Origin of the sequence: Burkholderia sp. MSMB1826 (assembly GCF_001526325.1) — a bacterium.
Lineage (GTDB): Bacteria > Pseudomonadota > Gammaproteobacteria > Burkholderiales > Burkholderiaceae > Burkholderia.
Window position 1 is genome coordinate 138,778 of record NZ_LOYN01000018.1, and the last position, 18,566, is coordinate 157,343.

Sequence of the window (18,566 nt, forward strand, 5' to 3'; positions counted from 1 at the left end):
GACAGGGGTGGCGTGCACGGGCGCAGCGCAGTGCGCCGGTCGAGACGAAAGACCTATTATAAAATCCGCTTCTCGATTTCATCTTTCCGGCGTTTGCCTTCGTGACTCCCCGACTTTTCGCCCTGATTCCCTGTGCCGGCACGGGCAGCCGTTCCGGCTCGGCCGTGCCGAAGCAATATCGCACGCTGGCCGGCCGCGCGCTGCTGCACTACACGCTCGCCGCGTTCGACGCGTGCAGCGAGTTCTCGCAGACGCTCGTCGTGCTCGCGCCCGACGATTCCCATTTCGACGCACGCCGCTTCGCGGGCCTGCGCTTCGCGGTGCGCCGCTGCGGCGGCGGCTCGCGGCAGGCGTCGGTGCTCAACGGGCTGCTGGAACTGGCCGAATTCGGCGCGACCGACCATGACTGGGTGCTCGTGCACGACGCCGCGCGCCCGGGCATCACGCCGGCGCTGATCCGCACGCTCGTCGCGACGCTGAAGGACGACCCGGTCGGCGGCATCGTCGCGCTGCCGGTGGCCGACACGCTCAAGCGCGTGCCGGCCGGCGGCGACGCGATCGCGCGCACGGAGTCGCGCGACGCGCTGTGGCAGGCGCAGACCCCGCAGATGTTCCGCATCGGCATGCTGCGCGACGCGATCCTGCGCGCGCAGCGCGAAGGGCACGACCTGACCGACGAAGCGAGCGCGATCGAATGGGCCGGCCATACGCCGCGCGTCGTGCAGGGCAGCCTGCGCAATTTCAAGGTCACGTACCCGGAAGATTTCGCGCTCGCGGAAGCGATTCTCGCGCGGGCCGCGAACGCTTCCTGACTTTTCCCTCATCTCAAACCGGATTACGCATGGATTTCAGAATCGGACAAGGCTACGACGTGCATCAGCTCGTCCCGGGACGCCCGCTCATCATCGGCGGCGTGACGATTCCGTACGAGCGCGGTCTGCTCGGCCACTCGGACGCGGACGTGCTGCTGCACGCGATCACCGACGCGCTGTTCGGCGCGGCGGCGCTCGGCGACATCGGCCGTCATTTCTCCGACACGGACGCGGCATTCAAGGGCGCGGACAGTCGCGTGCTGCTGCGCGAGTGCGTCTCCCGCGTGAAGGCGGCCGGGCTCGCGATCCAGAACGTCGACAGCACGGTGATCGCGCAGGCGCCCAAGCTCGCGCCGCACATCGACGGGATGCGCGCGAACATCGCGGCCGATCTCGGGCTGCCGCTCGAGCGCGTGAACGTGAAGGCGAAGACCAACGAGAAGCTCGGCTATCTCGGCCGCGGCGAGGGGATCGAGGCACAGGCCGCAGCACTGCTGGTGAAGCAGGGCTGAAACCGCGACCGGGCGGCGGCGCCCGCGCGGCGTCCCGCCGGAAAGCAAAAATGCCACGCAAGCGCGTGGCATTTTTTTCATGCGGAGCCGGCCCCGAGTGGGGCGGCGCGGCTTACTCGCCTTCGGCGGCGATCACCTGCGCGGCGGCGTTGATCACCGACGCGATGCGGCCGACGTCGCGCAGTTGCGTGACGGTCATCCCTTGCTCGTTCTTCAGCAGCGCATAGTGCGACTTCACGCAGAAGTGGCACTTGCCGACGATCGACGCGGCGAGCGCGTACATCTCGAACTTGCGCTTGTCGACGCCGCCGTGCGTCGCATACGCGCCCATCCGCAATTCGGCGCGCTGCGTCTTCAGGTCGGCGTCGTCGGCCATCTCGACGTACGGATACCAGGTGTTGTTCATCCCCATCAGCGCGGCCGCCGTCAGCACGGCGTTCGTCTCCTCGGGCGACAGCACGCCGGCTTCGCGGATCGTCTTGACGAGCACCGTGCTCTTCGCCGCGATGGCCGCCGCCAGCGCCACGCCGACCGCGTCGGTGCCTTCGAGCGACGAGCGCGAGATCGTGCCGTCGAGGTTCAGGCGAATGTCCTTCGCGTAGTCGGGGATGCGTGCCTTAATCGAGTCGATGAATTCCATTGATATCTCCTATGGGTTGGCCGTTAAAAAAGCCCGCAGGCAGGACGTGCGCCGCGGGCTTCGTGCATCGATGCGCTTACAGCGTTGCGCCGCCGACTGCACGGTTGCACGGGCACAGTTCGTCCGTTTGCAGGCCGTCCAGAATGCGCAGGACTTCTTCCGGGCTGCGGCCGACGTTCAGGTTGTTCACCGAAACGTGCTGGATCGTGTTGTCCGGATCGACGATGAACGTTGCACGCAGGGCCACGCCGGCTTCCTTGTCGCGCACGCCGAGCTGGTCGATCAGTTCGCCCTTGACGTCGCCGAACGAGTAGTGGTTCAGCTTGTCGAGGTCCTTGTGCTCACGGCGCCATGCGAGCTTGACGAATTCGTTGTCCGAGCTGCCGCCGAGCAGGACGGCGTCGCGCTCTTCGAACTGCTTCGTGAGCTTCGCGAACTCGACGATTTCCGTCGGGCACACGAACGTGAAATCCTTCGGATAGAAGTAGATGATCTTCCACTTGCCCGGGAACGACGCTTCGGTGATGGTCTCGAACGCCGACTGGCCGTTTTCCTCGTGATTGTTGAAGCCCGGCTTCGCGGCTACGACGGTGAAAGCTTCGAGTTTATCGCCCACGGTTTTCATGCGGATACTCCTGTGTGAGTTGGGAAGAAGACTGAGTCAAGCTACCTCGGTGCTGCAACGATGATGTGACAGCATGAAAGGGACTATAACACTATTGATGTTTCACTTCAATAGATTTTGACTAACGCCCTTCATAGCTTTTGTCAACCGGATCGATAGTGTGACGCGCAAGATGCGTGCGCGAACGTGTCATGCGGTCGCACGCGCCTTGCCGGCGCCGGGGAATTCGAGCGTGACTTCGAGGCCGGCTTCCGGGTGGCGGTTACGCAGGCGCAGCGCGCCGCGGTAGCGGCCGACGAGCCGCAGCACGATCGCCATGCCGAGCCCCGTGCCGTCCGCCTTGGTGCGCGCGGTGTCGACGCGGTAGAACGGCCGCATCACGAGCGGCAACTGATCCTCGGGGATGCCGGGGCCTTCGTCGCTCACCGACAGCTCGACGCGCGCATGCGACACGCGCGTCTCGAGCGTGATGCGCGAGATGCCGTCCTGCTTGCTCTGACCGTACTTGCGCGCGTTCTCGACGAGGTTGCCGATCACGCGCCGCATGTCGGTCTCGTCGGCTTCGATGATCGCGCTCGGCGCGAGCCGCGTGCGGATTTCGACGCCGTCCTCGCCCGACACGCGCGCGGCGACGTCCTGCGCGACCGACGACAGATCGACGGGCTCGGGCTTGCGCTGCGACGGGCGCGCGTAGTCGATGAAGGCCGCGATGATGCGGTCCATTTGCTCGATGTCGTCGACCATCGCGTCCTTGGTCGCCTGGTCGGACGGGCTCATCTCGGTTTCGAGCCGCAGCCGCGCGAGCGGCGTGCGCAGGTCGTGCGAGATGCCCGCGAGCATCAGCGCGCGATCGGCCTCGAGCTGTTCGAGGTCGCGCACCATCTGGTTGAAGCTGCGGTTGGTCTCGGCCGCGACGCCCATCCCGCGCTCGGGCAGCGGCTCGGGCGCCTGGCCCGAACCGACCTGGCGCGCGGCGAGCGCGAGCCGCGAGAACGGCCGGTTCACGAGGCTGGTGATGAACGCGGAGCCGAATAGCGACAGCGCGAGCGCGAACAGCCCCCAGCCGGCCCACTGCAGGCCCGTGACGTTGTCGAGCTGGTCGCGATCGAGCGCGACCCAGTAATCGTCGTCGTCGATCTTGAAGCTGATCCACACGCCGGGAATGTCGTTGACCGACTGCGCGATCACGGTATCGTCGCCGAGGCGGCTGCGGATGTCGTGTTCGATCAGGCGGGTCAGCGATTCGTCGGGCTGCAGCGTGAACTTGTCGGTTTTTTCGCGCGGGTACACGCGCACGCCCTCGTTGCTCTCGAGATCCTGCAGCAGCGCGCGCCGCAAGTCGGGATCGGAATAGAGCAGGGCGGTGCGGGTGAGTTTCACGACCGCGACGAGCTGGAGCGCGACGCGCTGCGCGCGCGGCTCGCGCTCGATCACGCGAAAGCTCTGGAACCACGCGGCGAGACTGACCGAGATCAGCAGCGCGATCAGCAGGAAGGTGCGCCAGAACAGCCCGCCGAACGCGAGCTGCAGAAGGCGCCGGTCGATACGCATGGGACGGGCCGTGGGCGGGGCGAAACCGGGAAGGAAAAAGCTCAGGCGGCGCCGTCCGGGATGAACACGTAGCCGAGGCCCCAGACGGTCTGGATGAAGCGCGGGCTGCCCGGATCCGGTTCGATCAGCTTGCGCAGGCGCGAAATCTGCACGTCGAGGCTGCGGTCGAACACTTCGTATTCACGGCCGCGTGCGAGCTCCATCAGCTTTTCGCGCGACAGCGGCTGACGCGGATGACGGGCGAACACTTTCAGCACCGAGAATTCGCCGGTGGTCAGCGGAATTTCCTGGCCGGACTTGGTCAGCGTGCGCGTGGCGAGATTCAGCGAGAATTCGCCGAACTCGAACACCTCGGTGGTTTCCGACGGTGCACCCGGCAGTTCGGCCGGCGCCTGGCGGCGCAGCACCGCATGAATGCGCGCGACCAGTTCGCGCGGATTGAACGGCTTCGGCAGGTAATCGTCGGCGCCCATCTCGAGGCCGACGATGCGATCGACGTCCTCGCCCTTCGCGGTGAGCATGATGATCGGCGTGCGGTCGTTGCTGCCGCGCAGCCGGCGGCAGATCGACAGGCCGTCTTCGCCGGGCAGCATCAGGTCGAGCACGAGCAGGTCGAAACGCTCGCGGACCCAGAGCTTGTTCATTGCGGTCGCGTTTTCCGCGACGTAGACGTTGAAACCCTGTTCGCCGAGATAGCGGCGCAGCAGATCGCGCAGGCGAGGGTCGTCGTCGACGACGAGAATCTTGGAGGGGTTTTTCGTTTCCATGATCGGCATCTTATCGCGAATGGGAATTGGCGCACGGCCGCGTATTTTCGTGCGTTACAGTCGGTTACAAAATTTACCCGTAGTGTCGCGCCGAGTAAAGGCACGCTATAGAGATTCCTTTACTCGAAGCCGAAATTCGGTAGATACTCCCCTGCACTCCATCTTTCATCTTTGTACACCCGAATTCCGCAGGGTTTTTCAAGTACCAGAGGTAGCCGGTTGCCGCGTGACGAAGGGAACAAATCGACCAAAGAAGCGAGGACGGTCATGCGATCTGCCCGGATTGCACTGATGCTGACGATCGCGCTTGCCGGTCCGTATGCGTCGAACCTCGCGTATGCGCAGCGCCCCGAGCAGGGCGCATCGTCGCGCAAGCTGCCGCGCGGCAAAGCGCCGCAGCCCGATCGCGCCGCCGATATGACGGCCCGTTCCGCCGTGCCTCCCGATCTCGAACAGCGCCGTCGCGACGGGCACATGACGCCCGAAGAGCGGCACCTGTTGCGCCAGCACATCGAAGACGCCGTGCGCGAGTTGTACAAGCGCTGAGGCGTGCCGTCGTTCGCCTCGCGCGGAAATCCCCGCGCGGAAAGAATTCGTAGCATTTTTTCCGTCAACTTTGGGCCGCCGAATGCCGTTGTACGGGCATCCGCACCGCCGGTGCGTTCCGGGAGTCCATGACGATGAAAGCGAACGCTGCCGCACCGGTGTCGTCGCCTGCCATGCAGTCGCCGCTCGATGCCGACGACGCGATGTTTTTTCTCGGTCGCATCGGTTTTTCTCCCGCTCCCGCCGAAGTCGCGCGCATCGTCGGCATGACGCGCGCGCAGGTCGTGGCCGATACGCTCGGCAATGCACGACGCGAACCCGTCACGACGTGGCCCGACTGGCTCGCCGAGCCGCCGCCGACACGCGCGCAGCGCCAGGCGCTGACGCCCGACATGCGGCGCGACGAGCAGCGCGAGCGCAATCGCCGCTACGATGCGTTGCGTGCGGCCTGGGTCAACGAGATGGTCGCGACGCCGTCGCCGCTCACCGAGCGCATGACGCTGTTCTGGCACGGGCATTTCACGTCCGGGCAGGACAAGGTGCCTTACCCGCAGACGATGGCCGCGCAGAACGCGCTGTTTCGCCGCGAGGCGCTCGGCAACTTCGGCTCGCTACTGCACGCGGTCGCGAAGGATCCGGCGATGCTGCAGTATCTCGACGGCGCGAGCAATCGCAAGGGCCGCCCGAACGAGAATTTCGCGCGTGAGGTGATGGAACTGTTCACGCTCGGCGAAGGGCATTACACGCAATACGACGTGACCGAGGCCGCGCGCGCGATGACGGGCTGGACGGTCGATCCCGACACGCTGCGCTTCGCGGTGCGGCCCGAATGGCACGATGCCGGCGACAAGACGATCCTCGGCGAAACCGGGCCGTTCGACGGCGACGGCTTTCTCGACATCCTGCTGAAGCGGCCGGACACCGCGCGCTTCATCGCCGGCAAGCTGTGGCGCGAGTTCGTCTCCGATACGCCGGAGCCGCGCGCGCTCGACGCGGTGGCCGAGCGGTTTCGCGCGAGCGGCTACGACATTCGCGCGGCGCTCGCCGCGCTGTGGTCTACCGACGCGTTCTGGGATCCGCGCAACCGCGGCGTGCTGGTCAAGTCGCCGGCGGAATTCGTGGTCGGCTCGGTGCGGCTGTTCGACGTGGCGTACGGCGATCCGCAGATGCTCGCGAACACCGTGCGCACGCTCGGACAGAACCTGTTCTATCCGCCGAACGTGAAGGGCTGGCCAGGCGGCGCGTTGTGGATCAACAGCACGACGCTGTTGTCGCGCAAGCAGTTCGTCGAGCAGTTGTTCCGTGCGACCGAGACGGCCGGCATGCGGCCGCCGGCCCGTGCGATCGCGCCGTCGCCGAGCGCGCACGCGATGCCGGTGGCCGACGCGGCGTCCGCCGCCGGCCCGCGCGGCATGCCCGCGAAGCCCGCGCGCGGCGGCTTGCGTTTCGACCTCGAGCGCTGGCTCGCGCAGTATCGTGCGCGGCCGCAGGCGATCGCGGGATTGTCCACCGAGCTGCAATTGCAGCATGCGGTGCTGCAACTCTCGCCGGTCGCGGCGATCGACACGGATTCGACCGGCAGCGCGTATCTCGAGGCGCTGCTGATGGATCCGGCCTATCAACTGAAATGATGCGAACGACGACGAAGCGGGCGGCGGCCGCGGGCGGCGAACCAAAGGATGTGCGATGAACCGACGTGATTTTCTGACGCTGACGGGCGCCGCGGCGGCGGCCGGCGTGTCGATGTGGCAGGCGAGCGCGGTGGCGGCTGCCGCGCCGCAGGCCGGCCGAAAGCCTGCGGCCGGGTATGCGAACGTGCTGATCCTCGTCGAGCTCAAGGGCGGCAACGACGGCCTCAACACGGTGGTGCCGTATGCGGACCCGCTGTACTACTCGTTCCGTCGCGGCATCGGCGTCAAGCGCGAGCAGGTACTGCAGCTCGACGCGCAGACGGGGCTGCACCCGTCGCTCGCGCCGCTGATGCCGCTGTGGCGCGACGGGCAGGTCGCGGTCGTGCAGGGTGTCGGCTATCCGCAGCCGAACCTGTCGCATTTCCGCTCGATCGAGATCTGGGACACCGCGTCGCGTTCGGATCAGTACCTGCACGAAGGCTGGCTCACGCGCACGTTCGCGCAGGCGCCCGTGCCGCCCGGTTTCGCGGCGGACGGCGTCGTGCTCGGCAGCGCCGAGATGGGGCCGTTGTCGAACGGCGCGCGCGCGATCGCGCTCGTCAATCCCGCACAGTTCATCCGCGCGGCCCGGCTCGCCGAGCCGTCGTCGTTGCGCGAGCAGAACCCGGCGCTCGCGCACATCATCGACGTCGAGAACGACATCGTGAAGGCGGCCGACCGGCTGCGCCCGCGCGGCGGGATGCGCGAATTCAGGACGGCCTTTCCGGCCGGCGCCTTCGGCACGTCGGTGAAGACCGCGATGCAGGTGCTGGCCGCGTGCGAAGCGTCCGGGCCCGGCGCGCAGGACGGTGTCGCGGTGCTGCGCCTGACGCTCAACGGCTTCGACACGCACCAGAACCAGCCGGGGCAGCACGCCGCGCTGCTCAAGCAGTTCGCGGACGGAATGAGCGCGATGCGCGCGGCGTTGATCGAACTCGGGCGCTGGAACGAGACGCTCGTGATGACGTATGCGGAATTCGGCCGGCGCGTGCGCGAGAACCAGAGCAACGGCACCGATCACGGCACGGCCGCGCCGCATTTCGTGATGGGCGGCCGCGTGGCGGGCGGGCTGTACGGTGCGCCGCCCGCGCTCGGGCGGCTCGACGGCAACGGCAACCTGCCGGTCGCGGTCGATTTCCGCCAGCTTTACGCGACCGTGCTCGGGCCCTGGTGGGGGCTCGACGCGACGCGCGTGCTGCAGCAGCGTTTCGACACGCTGCCGCTGCTGAAGGCGTGATGCGCACGGCTCAACGGCGGCGCGCGGCGCGCCACGCAATCCACAGCTTGCGGATCGGCGTCAGCGCGATGCGCTGATGCAGCACCTGGTAGCCGTCGCGCGCGATTTCGTCGAGCAGCGCGCCGGCCAGCGCGATCTGCGCGCGCAGCGTGCGTTGCGCGCGGCGTTCGGCGGCGGGAATCGCCGCATCGGCGGCCACGAGCGCTTCGCGCGCGCGGGTCGTCTGGAATTGCAGCAATTCGGTGAACGCCGGGCTGTAGCGGCGGTTCAGCAGGTCGGCCGCGGTCACGTTGTAGCGCTGCAGTTCGTCGATCGGCAGATAGATGCGGCCGTGGCGCGCGTCGTTGCCGAGCTCCTGCACGAATTGCGCGAGCATCAGCGCGCGGCCGACGTCCGCGGCCCATGGCTGCGGGTCGGCCGGGTGCGCCGAACTGGCGCGCGCAACGAGCGACGCGAAGGTGCCGCCGACCTGCGCGATATAGCGCTGCAGGTTCGCGAAATCGAGGTAGCGCGCCTGCTCGAGGTCCATCCCGTAACCGTTGACGAGCGTGCGCAGCGCATCGGCCTCGGCGGCGATCGCCGGGTGATGCTGCGCGAGCGCCTTCGTGACGGGGTGCGACGGTTGCCCGTCGGCCAGTGCCGCGAGTTCCTTGTGCCACCACGCGAGCTTCGTGTGACCGACGGTCGGATCGCTGGTTTCCTTGACGGTTTCCTCGAGTTCGCGGCGCAGCGCGAACAGCGCGGTCAGGCGCGGCTGCGTGGCGAGCGGCGCCTGACGCAGCGCGTAGTAGACGCTGGAGCCTGCGGGGGCGGCCTTTTGCTGACAGTAGTCGTCGAAGTTCACGGGCTCAATCGGATGGGGCGGGTTCGGGGGACGCGCGGCGGCGCGCTGCCGAAACGTCGAGCGCGGCATTCTAGCACCGCGGCACGACGGGTGCCGGCGGGGCGAGACAAGGCCGCACGGATCGGGTAGAATCTCGCGCTCGCCTGATCGGGCGTGCCGGTTTTCGGGCCGGCGTGAAGTCCCGGGCGCGTGGAGCACGCATCTTGCGTCCCGCGCGGTCAGGCGACGGAAATGCGCGTGAGTGGCGAAATTGGTAGACGCACCAGGTTTAGGTCCTGACGCCCGCAAGGGTGTGCCGGTTCGAGTCCGGCCTCACGCACCAGAAGTCGAACGTGCCCCCGGCAGGGGCCGTTCGCGAAAAAGCGCTGCCGGTCGGCTGACCGCAGCGCTTTTTTATTGACGCCTATTTCGCCGCCCGGCATCCGGACCTCGCTCGAAAAACCGGCCGCGTGTAATATCGTGCTCACTTTTCGTACAAGAAGTACAACGACACCGAGGGACCTGCCGATGAAACACACCGTACGTATCTCGATTTCCGTTCTGGCATGGATGCTGGCCGCGCCGGCTTTCGCCAATACGCCTGCCGACAACATCGCGTGGAGTGCCACACCCGTGAAGACGGTTGCAACGTCGTCCGCATGCTCCGCGTATTCGGGGCGTGTGATGTCGAGCGGCGAGCCGTTGTCGACGGAGGGGGGGTTGAAAGCGCTCGGCACGTCCCTGGCCGGCGCCGCGCTGGCTGCCGTCGCCGGCGGATATCAGGGCGCAGCCCCCAATCCGTGCCCGCGTCCCGGCCTGTGACTCGCTTGCAAGCGGATCGCGGAGCGCACCGCTTCAGTTGAAACGAGCGTGAAACGAAGCGCCGCGCGTCGCCCGACCGCGGCGCTTCGTCGTTTCCGGCGCGCCTATTCCCAGAAGCTGCGGATCGCGACGGCCACGATCACCGGCACCGAGAACACCAGCGGAATCGCGAAATACTGCGCTTCGCGATCGACGATCCAGCTATAGATCACCCACGCCGCGCCGATCGCGAACGTGATGAGACCGACCGTCACGGCGGCGATGTTCAGGGCCAGCTTCGACGGCTGGCGGCGCGTTTGGGCAGTGTCGTCGTTATCGCGCGGGGACGATTTCATCGGAAGAGTGCGGCCTCGGCCGGAACGGGAGTAAAAACACAGGAAACCCCATCCGTACCGATCGCGCAAGAGCCGGCGCATGCCGGCCCGGTATCGTTCGTCAGCGCGCGCTACAACCCGAACGACACGGCCAGTTCGTCGATCAGTTCGCGCTGGAACGCAACGAACCGCTCGCCCGGCTGCTGCGCGATCGCCAGGTCGAGCATCGGGTCGGCGACCTCGGTGCGCAGGCCGGACAGTTCCTCGACGATCGCCAGCCCGCAGAACGGGACGTACGCCTCCGAATAGCCGCCTTCGTGAACGATCACGAGCCGCCCGCCGCAATGGCGTTGCGCGGCTTCCTTTACCGCGCGGGTCATGAACCGGTAGCTGTCGGTATGCAGCTGCATGCGCGCGAGCGGATCGACCGCGCTCGCGTCGAGGCCGCTCGCGATGACGATCAGCTCGGGGCGGAAACGCGCCAGCGCCGGCAGCACGATTCGCTCGAATGCATACCGATAGGCATCGTCGCCGCTGCCCGCGAGCAGCGGCACGTTCAGGTTCGCGCCGACGCCCGCGCCTTCGCCGCGATCGTCCGCGCCGCCGTAGCCGGGCGGGAAGCAGCGGTCCTGGTGCAGCGAAATCGTCAGCGTATCCGGATCGTCGTAGTAGATCGACTGCGTGCCGTTGCCATGATGCACGTCCCAGTCGATCACCGCGACGCGCTCGATGCCGTGCTTCGCGCGGGCGGCCTCGATCGCGATCGGGATGTTCGCGAGCATGCAGAAGCCCATCGGGCGGTCGCGCAGGCAGTGATGGCCGGGCGGCCGCGACAGCGAGAACGCATTCGCCGCGTGCTCGCCGACGACCGCATCGATCGCCGCGATCGCGAGGCCGGCCGACAGTGCGGCGATCTCGTAGCTGCCTTTGCCGAATGGCGCGAGATCGCCGAGGTCGCCACCGTTCGTGTCGCTCAGCGCGCGGAACGCGTCGAGATAGTGTGCCGGATGAATGCGCAGCAGGTCGGCGGTGGTCGCGGGTTCGGCGCCGCGCAGGTCGAGCTGCGCGGCCAGGCCCGACGCCTGCACGAGCGACAGGAAGCGGCGCTTCGAATCGGGCGATTCCGCGTAGCCCGCGCTCGACGGCGGCTGGACCCAGCCGCCGACCGGAAAGAACAGCGCGTGCGTGCCGCCGGTATGCCAGAAAGTGCGTTCGTCGGTGAAGAAGGCAGTGCGATTCATGGATGCGTGACCTGTCACGGTTGGGAGGAAACGGAAAGGCGCGCGCGGCGATCGATGTGGCGCAGCGCGGCGAACGACACGATCGCGACGGCCGTCGCGGCTGCGAACAGCGCGCGCATCGTGCCGCCGGCGTCGAGCATCAGGCCGGCCAGCAGCGGGCCGGCGGCGAGCCCCGCGCCGATCACGAAATTGAGCGTCGCGACGAGGCGGCCCGACGTGTCGATCTGCGCGACCGTCGCGAGAATGAACGGCAGCACGAAGGTCCACGCGAACTTGAACGTGAAGATCGCCGCGCCGTAGCCGCCGGTGTCACGCGTCGCCGCGAGCGCGACGAGCGACGCCGCGAGCAGCGCATAGCCGGTCGCCAGCATCGCGCGCCGCGCGAGCCGCCCGCCCGCGCACGACGCGAGCGCCGCGCCGGCGATTCCCATCACGCTCGCGATCGCGAGCACGTTGCCGGTCGACTGCGGATCGAGCCCGGCCTCGGCCGCCGCCCGGCTCGCGAACGTCCACACGCTGCCGATCGCGAGATAGAACGTCAGCACCGCGCCGATGGCGAGCACGACGAAGCGTCGCGGCGTCGGCGGCGCGTCGCCGCGCGCCGCGTACGCTGACGCCGCCCGCGTGCCGAGCGACGTCGGAAAGCCGCGCGACAGCGGCGCCGCGAGCAGCGCGAGCACGGCGAGCGCGACGTACAGCGCGCGTAGCCCGAACGCGGCGAACACGTGCGGCAGCACGAACAGGCCGATCGCGCCCGCGATCAACTGGCCGACGACCCACAGGCCGTACACGCGGTCGCTGTTGCTGCTCGTCGCCGCGCTCGTCATGCAGAGCACCATCAGCGAGCCGCCGCCGAGGGCGGTGACGGCGCGCAGCGCGAGCAGCGCGGCAAACCCCGGCATCCATAGCGCAGTCAGCAGGTTGCCCGCGCCGAACAGCGCGATGGCGAACGCCGCGACGCGACGCGCGTCGACACGTCCGAGCCACAGGTACGACGGCACGGTCGCGAGGCTGAACGCGCCGAGTTCGACGAAGAAATAGGTGCCGATCTGCGACGCGGACAAGCCGAGCTGCGTGGCGAGCTGACCGGCGACGGCGGGCGCCACGAGCAGCAACAGCGGCGTGATGGCCGCGAACACGACGAGCGCGACGAGCGTCGAGCGCGCGAACGTCGACGCATGGCCGTCGCGCGAGAGGGCGACATCCGGGGGCAGGGTCTTCATGACGGGATCTCGTTGGGGGAATCAGAACAGGTGGTACATGCCGACCATCGCGCCGAACTGCGACGCGCCGGCGAGCGGCGTCGCGTCGTATTCGTAGACGGTCTGCGCGCTCTGGCCGCTGTTGCGCGCATAGCCGAGGTTCACGTATGCGACGGTGCGCTTGGACAGCGCGTACGTGGTGCTCGCGATGAACAACGTCGGGTGGCCGATCGCCGGCGTGCGCGCATCGGTGTGGTAGACGCCCGCGTTCAGGCCGATCCCGTTCGACGTCAGGTAACGCGCGCCGCCCCAGACGATCGTGCGAGCGGCGTCGAGGTCGCCGGTCAGGCGTTCGACGCCCGCATACACGGTGAGCGGCAGCGTGGCGAACGCATAACGCGCGGCGAGCGTGCCGAGTTCGCGACGCCGCGCGGACGCGTCGGCCGCCGCCGCTACGTCGCCGTGCGCCTGATGCAGCACCGCGCTCACCGACAGGCCGTTGCTCGTGTACTGGCCGCCGAGCTCGAGCACGCGTCCGGCGCGCGTATTGCCCGCGACGCCGGAGGTCGCGGCGAGCGCTTCGACGTCGAAGCCGGCGAACGTCGGCGACTGGTATTTGACCGAGTGGTCGATGAAGTTCGCGTTGATCGGCACGAGCACGCCCTGGCCGCTGTACGACCCATACCAGAGCGGGTCGTAGAACAGTGTCTTGTCGAACAGCACGCTGAACTGGCGGCCGAGCGTGACGGTGCCGACCGGTCCCGCGATGCCCGCGTATGCCCCGCGGAAGAACGCGTAGCCGGGCGCGGTCGGGGTGCCGTCGTTGACGTTGAAGCCCTGTTCCAGCTTGAACAGCGCCCGCCAGCCGCCGCCGAGATCCTCGTGGCCCTTGATCCCGACCTGCGAAGGCAGGATGCCGTAGTTCTGCAACTGCACGGCCGAATGGTGCCCGTCGGCGTGCGTCAGATATTGCACGCCGACGTCGAGCGCGCCGTACAGCGTGAGGGCGGACTGCGCGTGCGCGGCGCCGCTGCATGCGGCAAGCGCCGCGGCGGCCGTGGCCGTGCGGATGAAGCGGGGTGTCGTCACGTGGGGTTCTCCATACCTTCCTGCGTCGGTTCGTCGTTGGTGTGGTCGCGACGCAGTGTCCGCAGCGGGAAAACCGTTGAACAGTCGTCCAGATGAACGGTGCGGAAAACCCGCGTTGCACGGCCTGAACGCCCCGCAACGTCGCCGCGCGCCGTGCCGCGCAGCAGCAACGCGCGGTGTACCGTTCAAATGGATGGGGTTGGCGAGCGTTTCGGCGCCGTGGCCCGCCAAAAAAGTCGCTCGCTATAATCGGCCGGTATCGTTGCGCACATCGGCGGCCCGACCGGACAGGAGAGCGGAAGGTGAGGATCACGACGGATATCGGGCAGGACCTCGACGCGCTGCGCGACGTGCCGGCCGCCATCGCGCTCGACGAATTCGCGTGGCCGCCGCTGCCGTCCCGGCGCGCCGATTTCGATGGCGTCACGCGCGGCGACGCAGCGCAGCGCGAACTCGGCCTGATGCTGCTCGACCTGTACGCGGTGGCCGCGCAGTCCGCCATCGGCGAATTCGAATACCGGTTCTTTTCGCTGCTGCAGGCGCTCGTTCCGTTCGATGCCGCGTGGACGGGCGTCGCGACCCATGTGCCGACCGGCCCGGTGATGCACAACAGCTTTTTATACCGGTTGCCGCACGCGTTCTTCATCGACTGGAAGCGCGTGCGCGATTGCGATCCGCTCGCGCGCCGCACGTTGCACGGCGCGCACGGCCGCGCGGTGCGGCTGTCGGTCGTCGAGCCGGGGCTCGATGCGCGGTTTCGCGACTGGTGCGTGAAGTACGGGCTCGCGCAATTGATGTTCGTGTGTACGCTCGATCGCCGCTTCGGCCTGACGACGTTCGTGTCGATCTACCGGCAGGGCCTGAACCGGCCGTTCAGCGACGACGACGCGCATCGTTTCGAGGAAGTCATTCCGCATCTCGCGGCCGCATTGACGATCAACCGCGCCGCGCAGCTCACGCGTGAACGCGAGCGCACCGACACGGTCGTGCCGGCGGCGCGTGCGCTGTGCGACAACTTCGGTGTGCTGCACCACGCCGATCACGATTTCGACGACGTGCTGCGCACCGAATGGCCGGCCTGGGCCGGTGCGCGCGTGCCGGAGCCGCTTGTCGCGCATCTGCGGCGCCAGCCGGGCCGGCCGTTCGTCGGCGACGCGCTGCGCATCCAGTGCGTGCCCGTCGCGGGGCTGTTCCAGATCGAGGCGCGGCCGCGCTCGCTGCTCGACCGGCTGAGCCCGCGCGAGCTCGCGGCGATCCGCTATTACGGCGCCGGGCGTTCGCACAAGGAAGTCGCGCAGCAGATGGCGATCTCGCCGACGACCGTGCGCCACTACCTGCGCTGCGCGTACCGCAAGCTCGGCATGCACGACAAGAGCCAGATCGCCGGCGTGCTCGGCGCGACCAGCGGCGCGATCGACGACGAAGCGGTGGAGGCGGGCGGCATACCGCGCTGAGGCGCACGAACGCGTGCCGCCGGATGCGCGCTGCGCCGCCCGAATGGTTGTGTCTGCAACCATTGCGCGTTATGCTCGTCAGCTCCCGGGAGACGGAATGCCATCATGAACGACACGAATTCAGGGTCGGTGCGCGCGGCGGTGGTCGGGGTCGGCGCGATCGGCGGATTGCTCGCGGCCGCGTTGTCGAGAGCCGGCATGACCGTGAGCGCGTACGCACGCGGCGCGACGCTCGATGCGCTGAATGCGCACGGCGTGCGCGTGATCGACGAGGCGGGCGCAATCGCGTCGGTGCCGATGCGCGCAAGCGACGATGCGGCCGCGCTCGGTGTGCAGGACTATGTGGTGATCGCGCTGAAGGCACAGGCGCTGCCGGCGCTGGCCGCGCGCATTGCGCCGCTGGTCGGGCCGCATACGGTGATCGTCGCGGCGATGAACGGGCTGCCGTGGTGGTTCACGCACGGGCTCGAAGGGGCGATCGACGGTGTGCCGCTCGATGCGGTCGATCCGGCCGGCGCGGTGTCGGCTGCGTTGCCGCCCGCGCAGGCGATCGGCTGCGTCGTGCATCTGTCGTCGAGTACCGACGCGCCGGGCGTCGTGCGGCGCGGGCGCGGCAACCGGCTGATCGTCGGCACGCCCGATCCGCGGCTCGACGGGGCCACGGCGCGGTTCGCCGCGGCGCTCGCGGCCGGCGGTTTCGACGTCGAGACGACGCCCGCGATCCGGACCGAGATCTGGACGAAGCTGTGGGGCAACATGAACATGAACCCGCTGAGCGCGTTGACCGGGTCGACGGCCGAGCAGTTGCTCGACGATCCGTTCACGCAGGATCTCGCGCTGCGGATGATGGAGGAAGCGGCTGCGATCGGCGCGAGGCTCGGCTTGTCCGCCGGGATGAGCGGCCCCGAGCGGATCGCGGTCACGCGCAAGCTGGGCGCGTTCAAGACGTCGATGCTGCAGGATTTCGAGGCGGGGCGCTCGCTCGAGATCGGGCCGATCCTCGGCGTGTTTCCGGAACTCGGCCGCAAGCTTGGCGTGCCGACGCCGTACTGCGACGCGGTGCTCGGATTGTTGCGTCAGCGCGCGACGAACAGTGGGTTGTAGTGCGCACGAGGCCGCCGGATTCGCGGCCGTCGGCGACGCCGGCAACGCGACCGCGCGTGCTTCGCGCGATGCCGTCGCGGTGCAAGACGGGCCGTCCGGACGGCGCGCCCGGACAAGTCACCCGGATCGGGTGTGACGCGACGCGGGCGGCTCGTCCGATTCGTCTGATCAATGCCGCCGCTGCGCTTCGCGAACCGGCGACGGCGGGGCCGACACGCCTCGCGACGATTCACTTCATCGCGCTTGACTTCGAAGCCGGTTACTCAGTCGTCGCGCTCGACTGCGTGCGCAACGACCTTGTCGAGCAGCCGCTCGAACGTCTGACGTTCGCTGTCGGACAGGCAAGCGAGCAGGCCGTCGTTCCACTTGCGCACGATCGGCATGATCTTGCGATGCAGCGCTCGGCCGTCGGCGGTCAGCGCGATCAGCACGATCCGGCCGTCTTCGTCGCTCGCGCTGCGCTCGAGCAGCCCCTGGCGCAGCAGCGCTTCGGCCGCGCGGCTTGCCTGGCTCTTGTCGAGATTGGTGTGGCGCGCGAGATCCATGATCGAGAACGGGCCGAACGCGCCGACGGCGGCGATCACGCGCGCCTCGGGCAGCGAGATGTCGAGCTTGTGCCGGTACACCTCGCCGATCCCGCGGTCGGAGCGCTTCGTGAGCGCATGGAGGCGATAGGTCAGAAACTGATCGAGCCCGGCTTGGCGGCCTTTCATGTCGAATCCTGAAGAAAAAGGGCGGGCCCGATTGTTCCTGTATCGCGCGCTCGGGTCAACGGTCAGTGTGCACCGTACTTCAGGCGTGTCAACTGTTCCGCTTCGTTCGCGAGCAGGTTGGCCGCGTCGCGGATCGCGACGTCGAGCGTGATCGGCCCCGGAGCCGGCGAAAAGCAGCCGGAGAAATGCTCGGACAGACGCGGCAGCGCGGCCGGGTCGACCGCGCCCGACAGCAGCGATGCGCTCACGCCGGCGGCCTGCGCGTGCCGGCATGCGATGAACGGCGCCTTGCCGTGCAGCGTCTGCACGTCGGAGCGGCCTTCGCCGGTGATCAGCCAGTCGGCGCCGGCCAGAGCGGCGTCGAGCCCGACCTGGCGCGCCACCACTTCGGCGCCGGCCTCGAAGCGTGCACCGAGCATGTGCAGCGCGAAACCGAGGCCGCCCGCGGCGCCCGCGCCCGGCAGATCGCGGCCGCGGCGATCGAGCGCGGCTTCGAGCAGGTCGGCGAAGCGGGCGAGGGCCGCATCGAGGGGCGCGACCTGCGCCGCCGTCACACCCTTTTGCGGACCGAACACGGCGGTGGCGCCATGTGCGCCCGTCAGCGGGTTGTCGACGTCGGACATGCCGACGAATTCCGTTTCCTTCAGGCGCGGATCGAGCCCCGACGCGTCGATGCGCGCGATGTCGGCGAGCCGCGACGGCACGGGCTCGACCGGCTGGCCGCCCGCGTCGAAGCACTGCAGGCCGAGGCCCGCGAGCAGCCCGGCGCCCGCGTCGTTGGTGCTGCTGCCGCCGAGCGCGACGAAGAAGCGGCGCACGCCGTCGTCGAGCAGCGCGCGGATCGCCTCACCCATCCCGCGCGTGCTGCGCGCGTCGACCGGCACGCTCATGCCGACCGGGTCGGTAATCCCGACGATCTCGGCCGTCTCGACGATCGCGGTGCGCGCATCGATCACGCCCACCGCCGCGTCGCGCGCCGCCAGCGACGCGCCGGCCACCCGCAGCGTGCGCCGCGTGCCGCCGCCGGCCAGCATCGCGTCGAGCGTGCCTTCGCCGCCGTCGGCCATCGGGCAGCAGCGCACGACGGCATCGGGCCGGGCGCGGCGAATGCCGGTGGCGATCGCGTCCGCGACCTGCTCGGCTGAAAGCGAGCCTTTGAACGAATCGGGCGCGACGACGACGACAGGCGCGGACGGGTGTTGCGGCATGGTGTCTCCGGAAGGCGTGATTGGTGTGAAGAATAAGGGGCGGGCCGCGAAGGCGGCTCACATGCTATCGGAGCTTACAGGATGGACGGCCCGGGGTGGATACGCCGTTCGGCATAGCCACGATCCGCGTGCATGGCCGTGCAACGCGCCGCCGACGGGGCAGGACGCACGCGTGTCGCGCCGATCTGGCGGTATGAGGAAAATTGTTTGCTAGAATAGTCGATTCTTCCGGCCAA

19 protein-coding genes and 1 tRNA gene are annotated in these 18,566 nt (G+C 68.4%); 9 read left to right on the top strand and 11 right to left on the bottom strand.

Annotated features, from left to right (window positions below):
* Window positions 1-101 precede the first annotated feature (101 nt).
* Window positions 102-812 carry a 2-C-methyl-D-erythritol 4-phosphate cytidylyltransferase gene (gene ispD, locus WS95_RS11000; protein ID WP_059780915.1) on the top strand — a complete coding sequence of 237 codons (711 nt, stop codon included), beginning with the start codon at window positions 102-104 and terminating at the stop codon, window positions 810-812.
* A 29-nt stretch (window positions 813-841) separates the two neighbouring features.
* A complete protein-coding gene (ispF, locus tag WS95_RS11005; RefSeq protein ID WP_059823805.1) occupies window positions 842-1,324 on the top strand; it encodes a 2-C-methyl-D-erythritol 2,4-cyclodiphosphate synthase in 483 nt (160 codons plus the stop codon).
* A gap of 112 nt (window positions 1,325-1,436) precedes the next feature.
* On the opposite strand, the gene WS95_RS11010 is transcribed toward ispF, so the two are convergent.
* The 4 genes from WS95_RS11010 to ompR all read right to left on the bottom strand — a co-directional run bounded on the left by WS95_RS11010 (window position 1,437) and on the right by ompR (window position 4,916).
* Window positions 1,437-1,964 carry a carboxymuconolactone decarboxylase family protein gene (locus WS95_RS11010; RefSeq protein ID WP_006478562.1) on the bottom strand — a complete coding sequence of 176 codons (528 nt, stop codon included), beginning with the start codon at window positions 1,962-1,964 and terminating at the stop codon, window positions 1,437-1,439.
* 76 nt (window positions 1,965-2,040) lie between these two features.
* Window positions 2,041-2,589, bottom strand: a complete 549-nt coding sequence (locus tag WS95_RS11015; RefSeq protein ID WP_034207560.1) for a peroxiredoxin — start codon at window positions 2,587-2,589, stop codon at window positions 2,041-2,043.
* Window positions 2,590-2,778: 189 nt separating this feature from the next.
* The gene (locus WS95_RS11020; protein ID WP_034207559.1) at window positions 2,779-4,140 is read right to left on the bottom strand and encodes an ATP-binding protein; all 1,362 of its coding nucleotides are present in this window, start codon (window positions 4,138-4,140) and stop codon (window positions 2,779-2,781) included.
* A 41-nt stretch (window positions 4,141-4,181) separates the two neighbouring features.
* Entirely contained in the window at window positions 4,182-4,916 is a 735-nt protein-coding gene (gene ompR, locus WS95_RS11025) for an osmolarity response regulator transcription factor OmpR (RefSeq protein WP_006478565.1), read from the bottom strand.
* 258 nt (window positions 4,917-5,174) lie between these two features.
* Between ompR and WS95_RS11030 the strand changes: the two genes are divergently transcribed.
* From WS95_RS11030 to WS95_RS11040, 3 genes are all read left to right on the top strand, one after another.
* Window positions 5,175-5,453: a hypothetical protein gene (locus tag WS95_RS11030; protein WP_034207558.1), complete on the top strand. Its 279-nt coding sequence runs from the start codon at window positions 5,175-5,177 to the stop codon at window positions 5,451-5,453.
* Window positions 5,454-5,587: 134 nt separating this feature from the next.
* Entirely contained in the window at window positions 5,588-7,084 is a 1,497-nt protein-coding gene (locus tag WS95_RS11035) for a DUF1800 domain-containing protein (protein WP_059823877.1), read from the top strand.
* Between the two features lie 55 nt (window positions 7,085-7,139).
* Window positions 7,140-8,360, top strand: coding sequence for a DUF1501 domain-containing protein (locus WS95_RS11040; RefSeq protein WP_059823807.1), 1,221 nt, complete (start codon window positions 7,140-7,142; stop codon window positions 8,358-8,360).
* Between the two features lie 10 nt (window positions 8,361-8,370).
* Here WS95_RS11040 and hpnD read toward each other — a convergent pair whose 3' ends face one another.
* Window positions 8,371-9,204, bottom strand: coding sequence for a presqualene diphosphate synthase HpnD (hpnD, locus tag WS95_RS11045; protein WP_059823809.1), 834 nt, complete (start codon window positions 9,202-9,204; stop codon window positions 8,371-8,373).
* A 235-nt stretch (window positions 9,205-9,439) separates the two neighbouring features.
* Between hpnD and WS95_RS11050 the strand changes: the two genes are divergently transcribed.
* A tRNA-Leu gene (locus WS95_RS11050) sits at window positions 9,440-9,526 on the top strand.
* A 185-nt stretch (window positions 9,527-9,711) separates the two neighbouring features.
* Window positions 9,712-10,005 carry a hypothetical protein gene (locus WS95_RS33125; RefSeq protein ID WP_082746899.1) on the top strand — a complete coding sequence of 98 codons (294 nt, stop codon included), beginning with the start codon at window positions 9,712-9,714 and terminating at the stop codon, window positions 10,003-10,005.
* A 104-nt stretch (window positions 10,006-10,109) separates the two neighbouring features.
* Here the strand turns inward: WS95_RS33125 and WS95_RS11055 are convergent, their stop codons facing one another.
* The 4 genes from WS95_RS11055 to WS95_RS11070 form a co-directional block, all read right to left on the bottom strand.
* Window positions 10,110-10,340: a hypothetical protein gene (locus WS95_RS11055; RefSeq protein WP_059823811.1), complete on the bottom strand. Its 231-nt coding sequence runs from the start codon at window positions 10,338-10,340 to the stop codon at window positions 10,110-10,112.
* A 110-nt stretch (window positions 10,341-10,450) separates the two neighbouring features.
* Window positions 10,451-11,560 (bottom strand): class II histone deacetylase, encoded by a 1,110-nt coding sequence (locus WS95_RS11060; protein ID WP_059823813.1) that lies wholly within the window; start codon window positions 11,558-11,560, stop codon window positions 10,451-10,453.
* Between the two features lie 14 nt (window positions 11,561-11,574).
* Complete coding sequence (locus tag WS95_RS11065; RefSeq protein ID WP_059823815.1) at window positions 11,575-12,783, bottom strand: MFS transporter; 1,209 nt, start codon at window positions 12,781-12,783, stop codon at window positions 11,575-11,577.
* A gap of 21 nt (window positions 12,784-12,804) precedes the next feature.
* The gene (locus WS95_RS11070) at window positions 12,805-13,851 is read right to left on the bottom strand and encodes a porin (RefSeq protein WP_059823817.1); all 1,047 of its coding nucleotides are present in this window, start codon (window positions 13,849-13,851) and stop codon (window positions 12,805-12,807) included.
* A 302-nt stretch (window positions 13,852-14,153) separates the two neighbouring features.
* Here WS95_RS11070 and WS95_RS11075 point away from each other — a divergent pair, with 302 nt between their 5' ends.
* Together WS95_RS11075 and WS95_RS11080 are read left to right on the top strand one after the other, a co-directional pair.
* Window positions 14,154-15,305 carry a helix-turn-helix transcriptional regulator gene (locus WS95_RS11075; RefSeq protein WP_059823819.1) on the top strand — a complete coding sequence of 384 codons (1,152 nt, stop codon included), beginning with the start codon at window positions 14,154-14,156 and terminating at the stop codon, window positions 15,303-15,305.
* A gap of 105 nt (window positions 15,306-15,410) precedes the next feature.
* The gene (locus WS95_RS11080) at window positions 15,411-16,409 is read left to right on the top strand and encodes a 2-dehydropantoate 2-reductase (protein WP_059823821.1); all 999 of its coding nucleotides are present in this window, start codon (window positions 15,411-15,413) and stop codon (window positions 16,407-16,409) included.
* Between the two features lie 263 nt (window positions 16,410-16,672).
* Here WS95_RS11080 and WS95_RS11085 read toward each other — a convergent pair whose 3' ends face one another.
* Together WS95_RS11085 and WS95_RS11090 are read right to left on the bottom strand one after the other, a co-directional pair.
* Window positions 16,673-17,122 carry a MarR family winged helix-turn-helix transcriptional regulator gene (locus WS95_RS11085; protein WP_034207548.1) on the bottom strand — a complete coding sequence of 150 codons (450 nt, stop codon included), beginning with the start codon at window positions 17,120-17,122 and terminating at the stop codon, window positions 16,673-16,675.
* A gap of 62 nt (window positions 17,123-17,184) precedes the next feature.
* Window positions 17,185-18,330, bottom strand: coding sequence for a glycerate kinase (locus WS95_RS11090; RefSeq protein WP_034207547.1), 1,146 nt, complete (start codon window positions 18,328-18,330; stop codon window positions 17,185-17,187).
* Window positions 18,331-18,566 lie beyond the last annotated feature (236 nt).

What these genes read in the sequence shown, in the direction of transcription:
- WS95_RS11055 (WP_059823811.1), bottom strand. Translation starts at nt 10,340, where the DNA reads ATGAAATCGTCCCCGCGCGATAACGACGACACTGCCCAAACGCGCCGC.
- WS95_RS11015 (WP_034207560.1), bottom strand. Translation starts at nt 2,589, where the DNA reads ATGAAAACCGTGGGCGATAAACTCGAAGCTTTCACCGTCGTAGCCGCG.
- ispF (WP_059823805.1), top strand. Translation starts at nt 842, where the DNA reads ATGGATTTCAGAATCGGACAAGGCTACGACGTGCATCAGCTCGTCCCG.
- WS95_RS11080 (WP_059823821.1), top strand. Translation starts at nt 15,411, where the DNA reads ATGAACGACACGAATTCAGGGTCGGTGCGCGCGGCGGTGGTCGGGGTC.
- WS95_RS11090 (WP_034207547.1), bottom strand. Translation starts at nt 18,330, where the DNA reads ATGCCGCAACACCCGTCCGCGCCTGTCGTCGTCGTCGCGCCCGATTCG.
- WS95_RS11040 (WP_059823807.1), top strand. Translation starts at nt 7,140, where the DNA reads ATGAACCGACGTGATTTTCTGACGCTGACGGGCGCCGCGGCGGCGGCC.
- WS95_RS33125 (WP_082746899.1), top strand. Translation starts at nt 9,712, where the DNA reads ATGAAACACACCGTACGTATCTCGATTTCCGTTCTGGCATGGATGCTG.
- ompR (WP_006478565.1), bottom strand. Translation starts at nt 4,916, where the DNA reads ATGCCGATCATGGAAACGAAAAACCCCTCCAAGATTCTCGTCGTCGAC.
- WS95_RS11060 (WP_059823813.1), bottom strand. Translation starts at nt 11,560, where the DNA reads ATGAATCGCACTGCCTTCTTCACCGACGAACGCACTTTCTGGCATACC.
- WS95_RS11010 (WP_006478562.1), bottom strand. Translation starts at nt 1,964, where the DNA reads ATGGAATTCATCGACTCGATTAAGGCACGCATCCCCGACTACGCGAAG.
- WS95_RS11065 (WP_059823815.1), bottom strand. Translation starts at nt 12,783, where the DNA reads ATGAAGACCCTGCCCCCGGATGTCGCCCTCTCGCGCGACGGCCATGCG.
- WS95_RS11085 (WP_034207548.1), bottom strand. Translation starts at nt 17,122, where the DNA reads ATGAAAGGCCGCCAAGCCGGGCTCGATCAGTTTCTGACCTATCGCCTC.
- WS95_RS11030 (WP_034207558.1), top strand. Translation starts at nt 5,175, where the DNA reads ATGCGATCTGCCCGGATTGCACTGATGCTGACGATCGCGCTTGCCGGT.
- WS95_RS11035 (WP_059823877.1), top strand. Translation starts at nt 5,588, where the DNA reads ATGAAAGCGAACGCTGCCGCACCGGTGTCGTCGCCTGCCATGCAGTCG.
- WS95_RS11020 (WP_034207559.1), bottom strand. Translation starts at nt 4,140, where the DNA reads ATGCGTATCGACCGGCGCCTTCTGCAGCTCGCGTTCGGCGGGCTGTTC.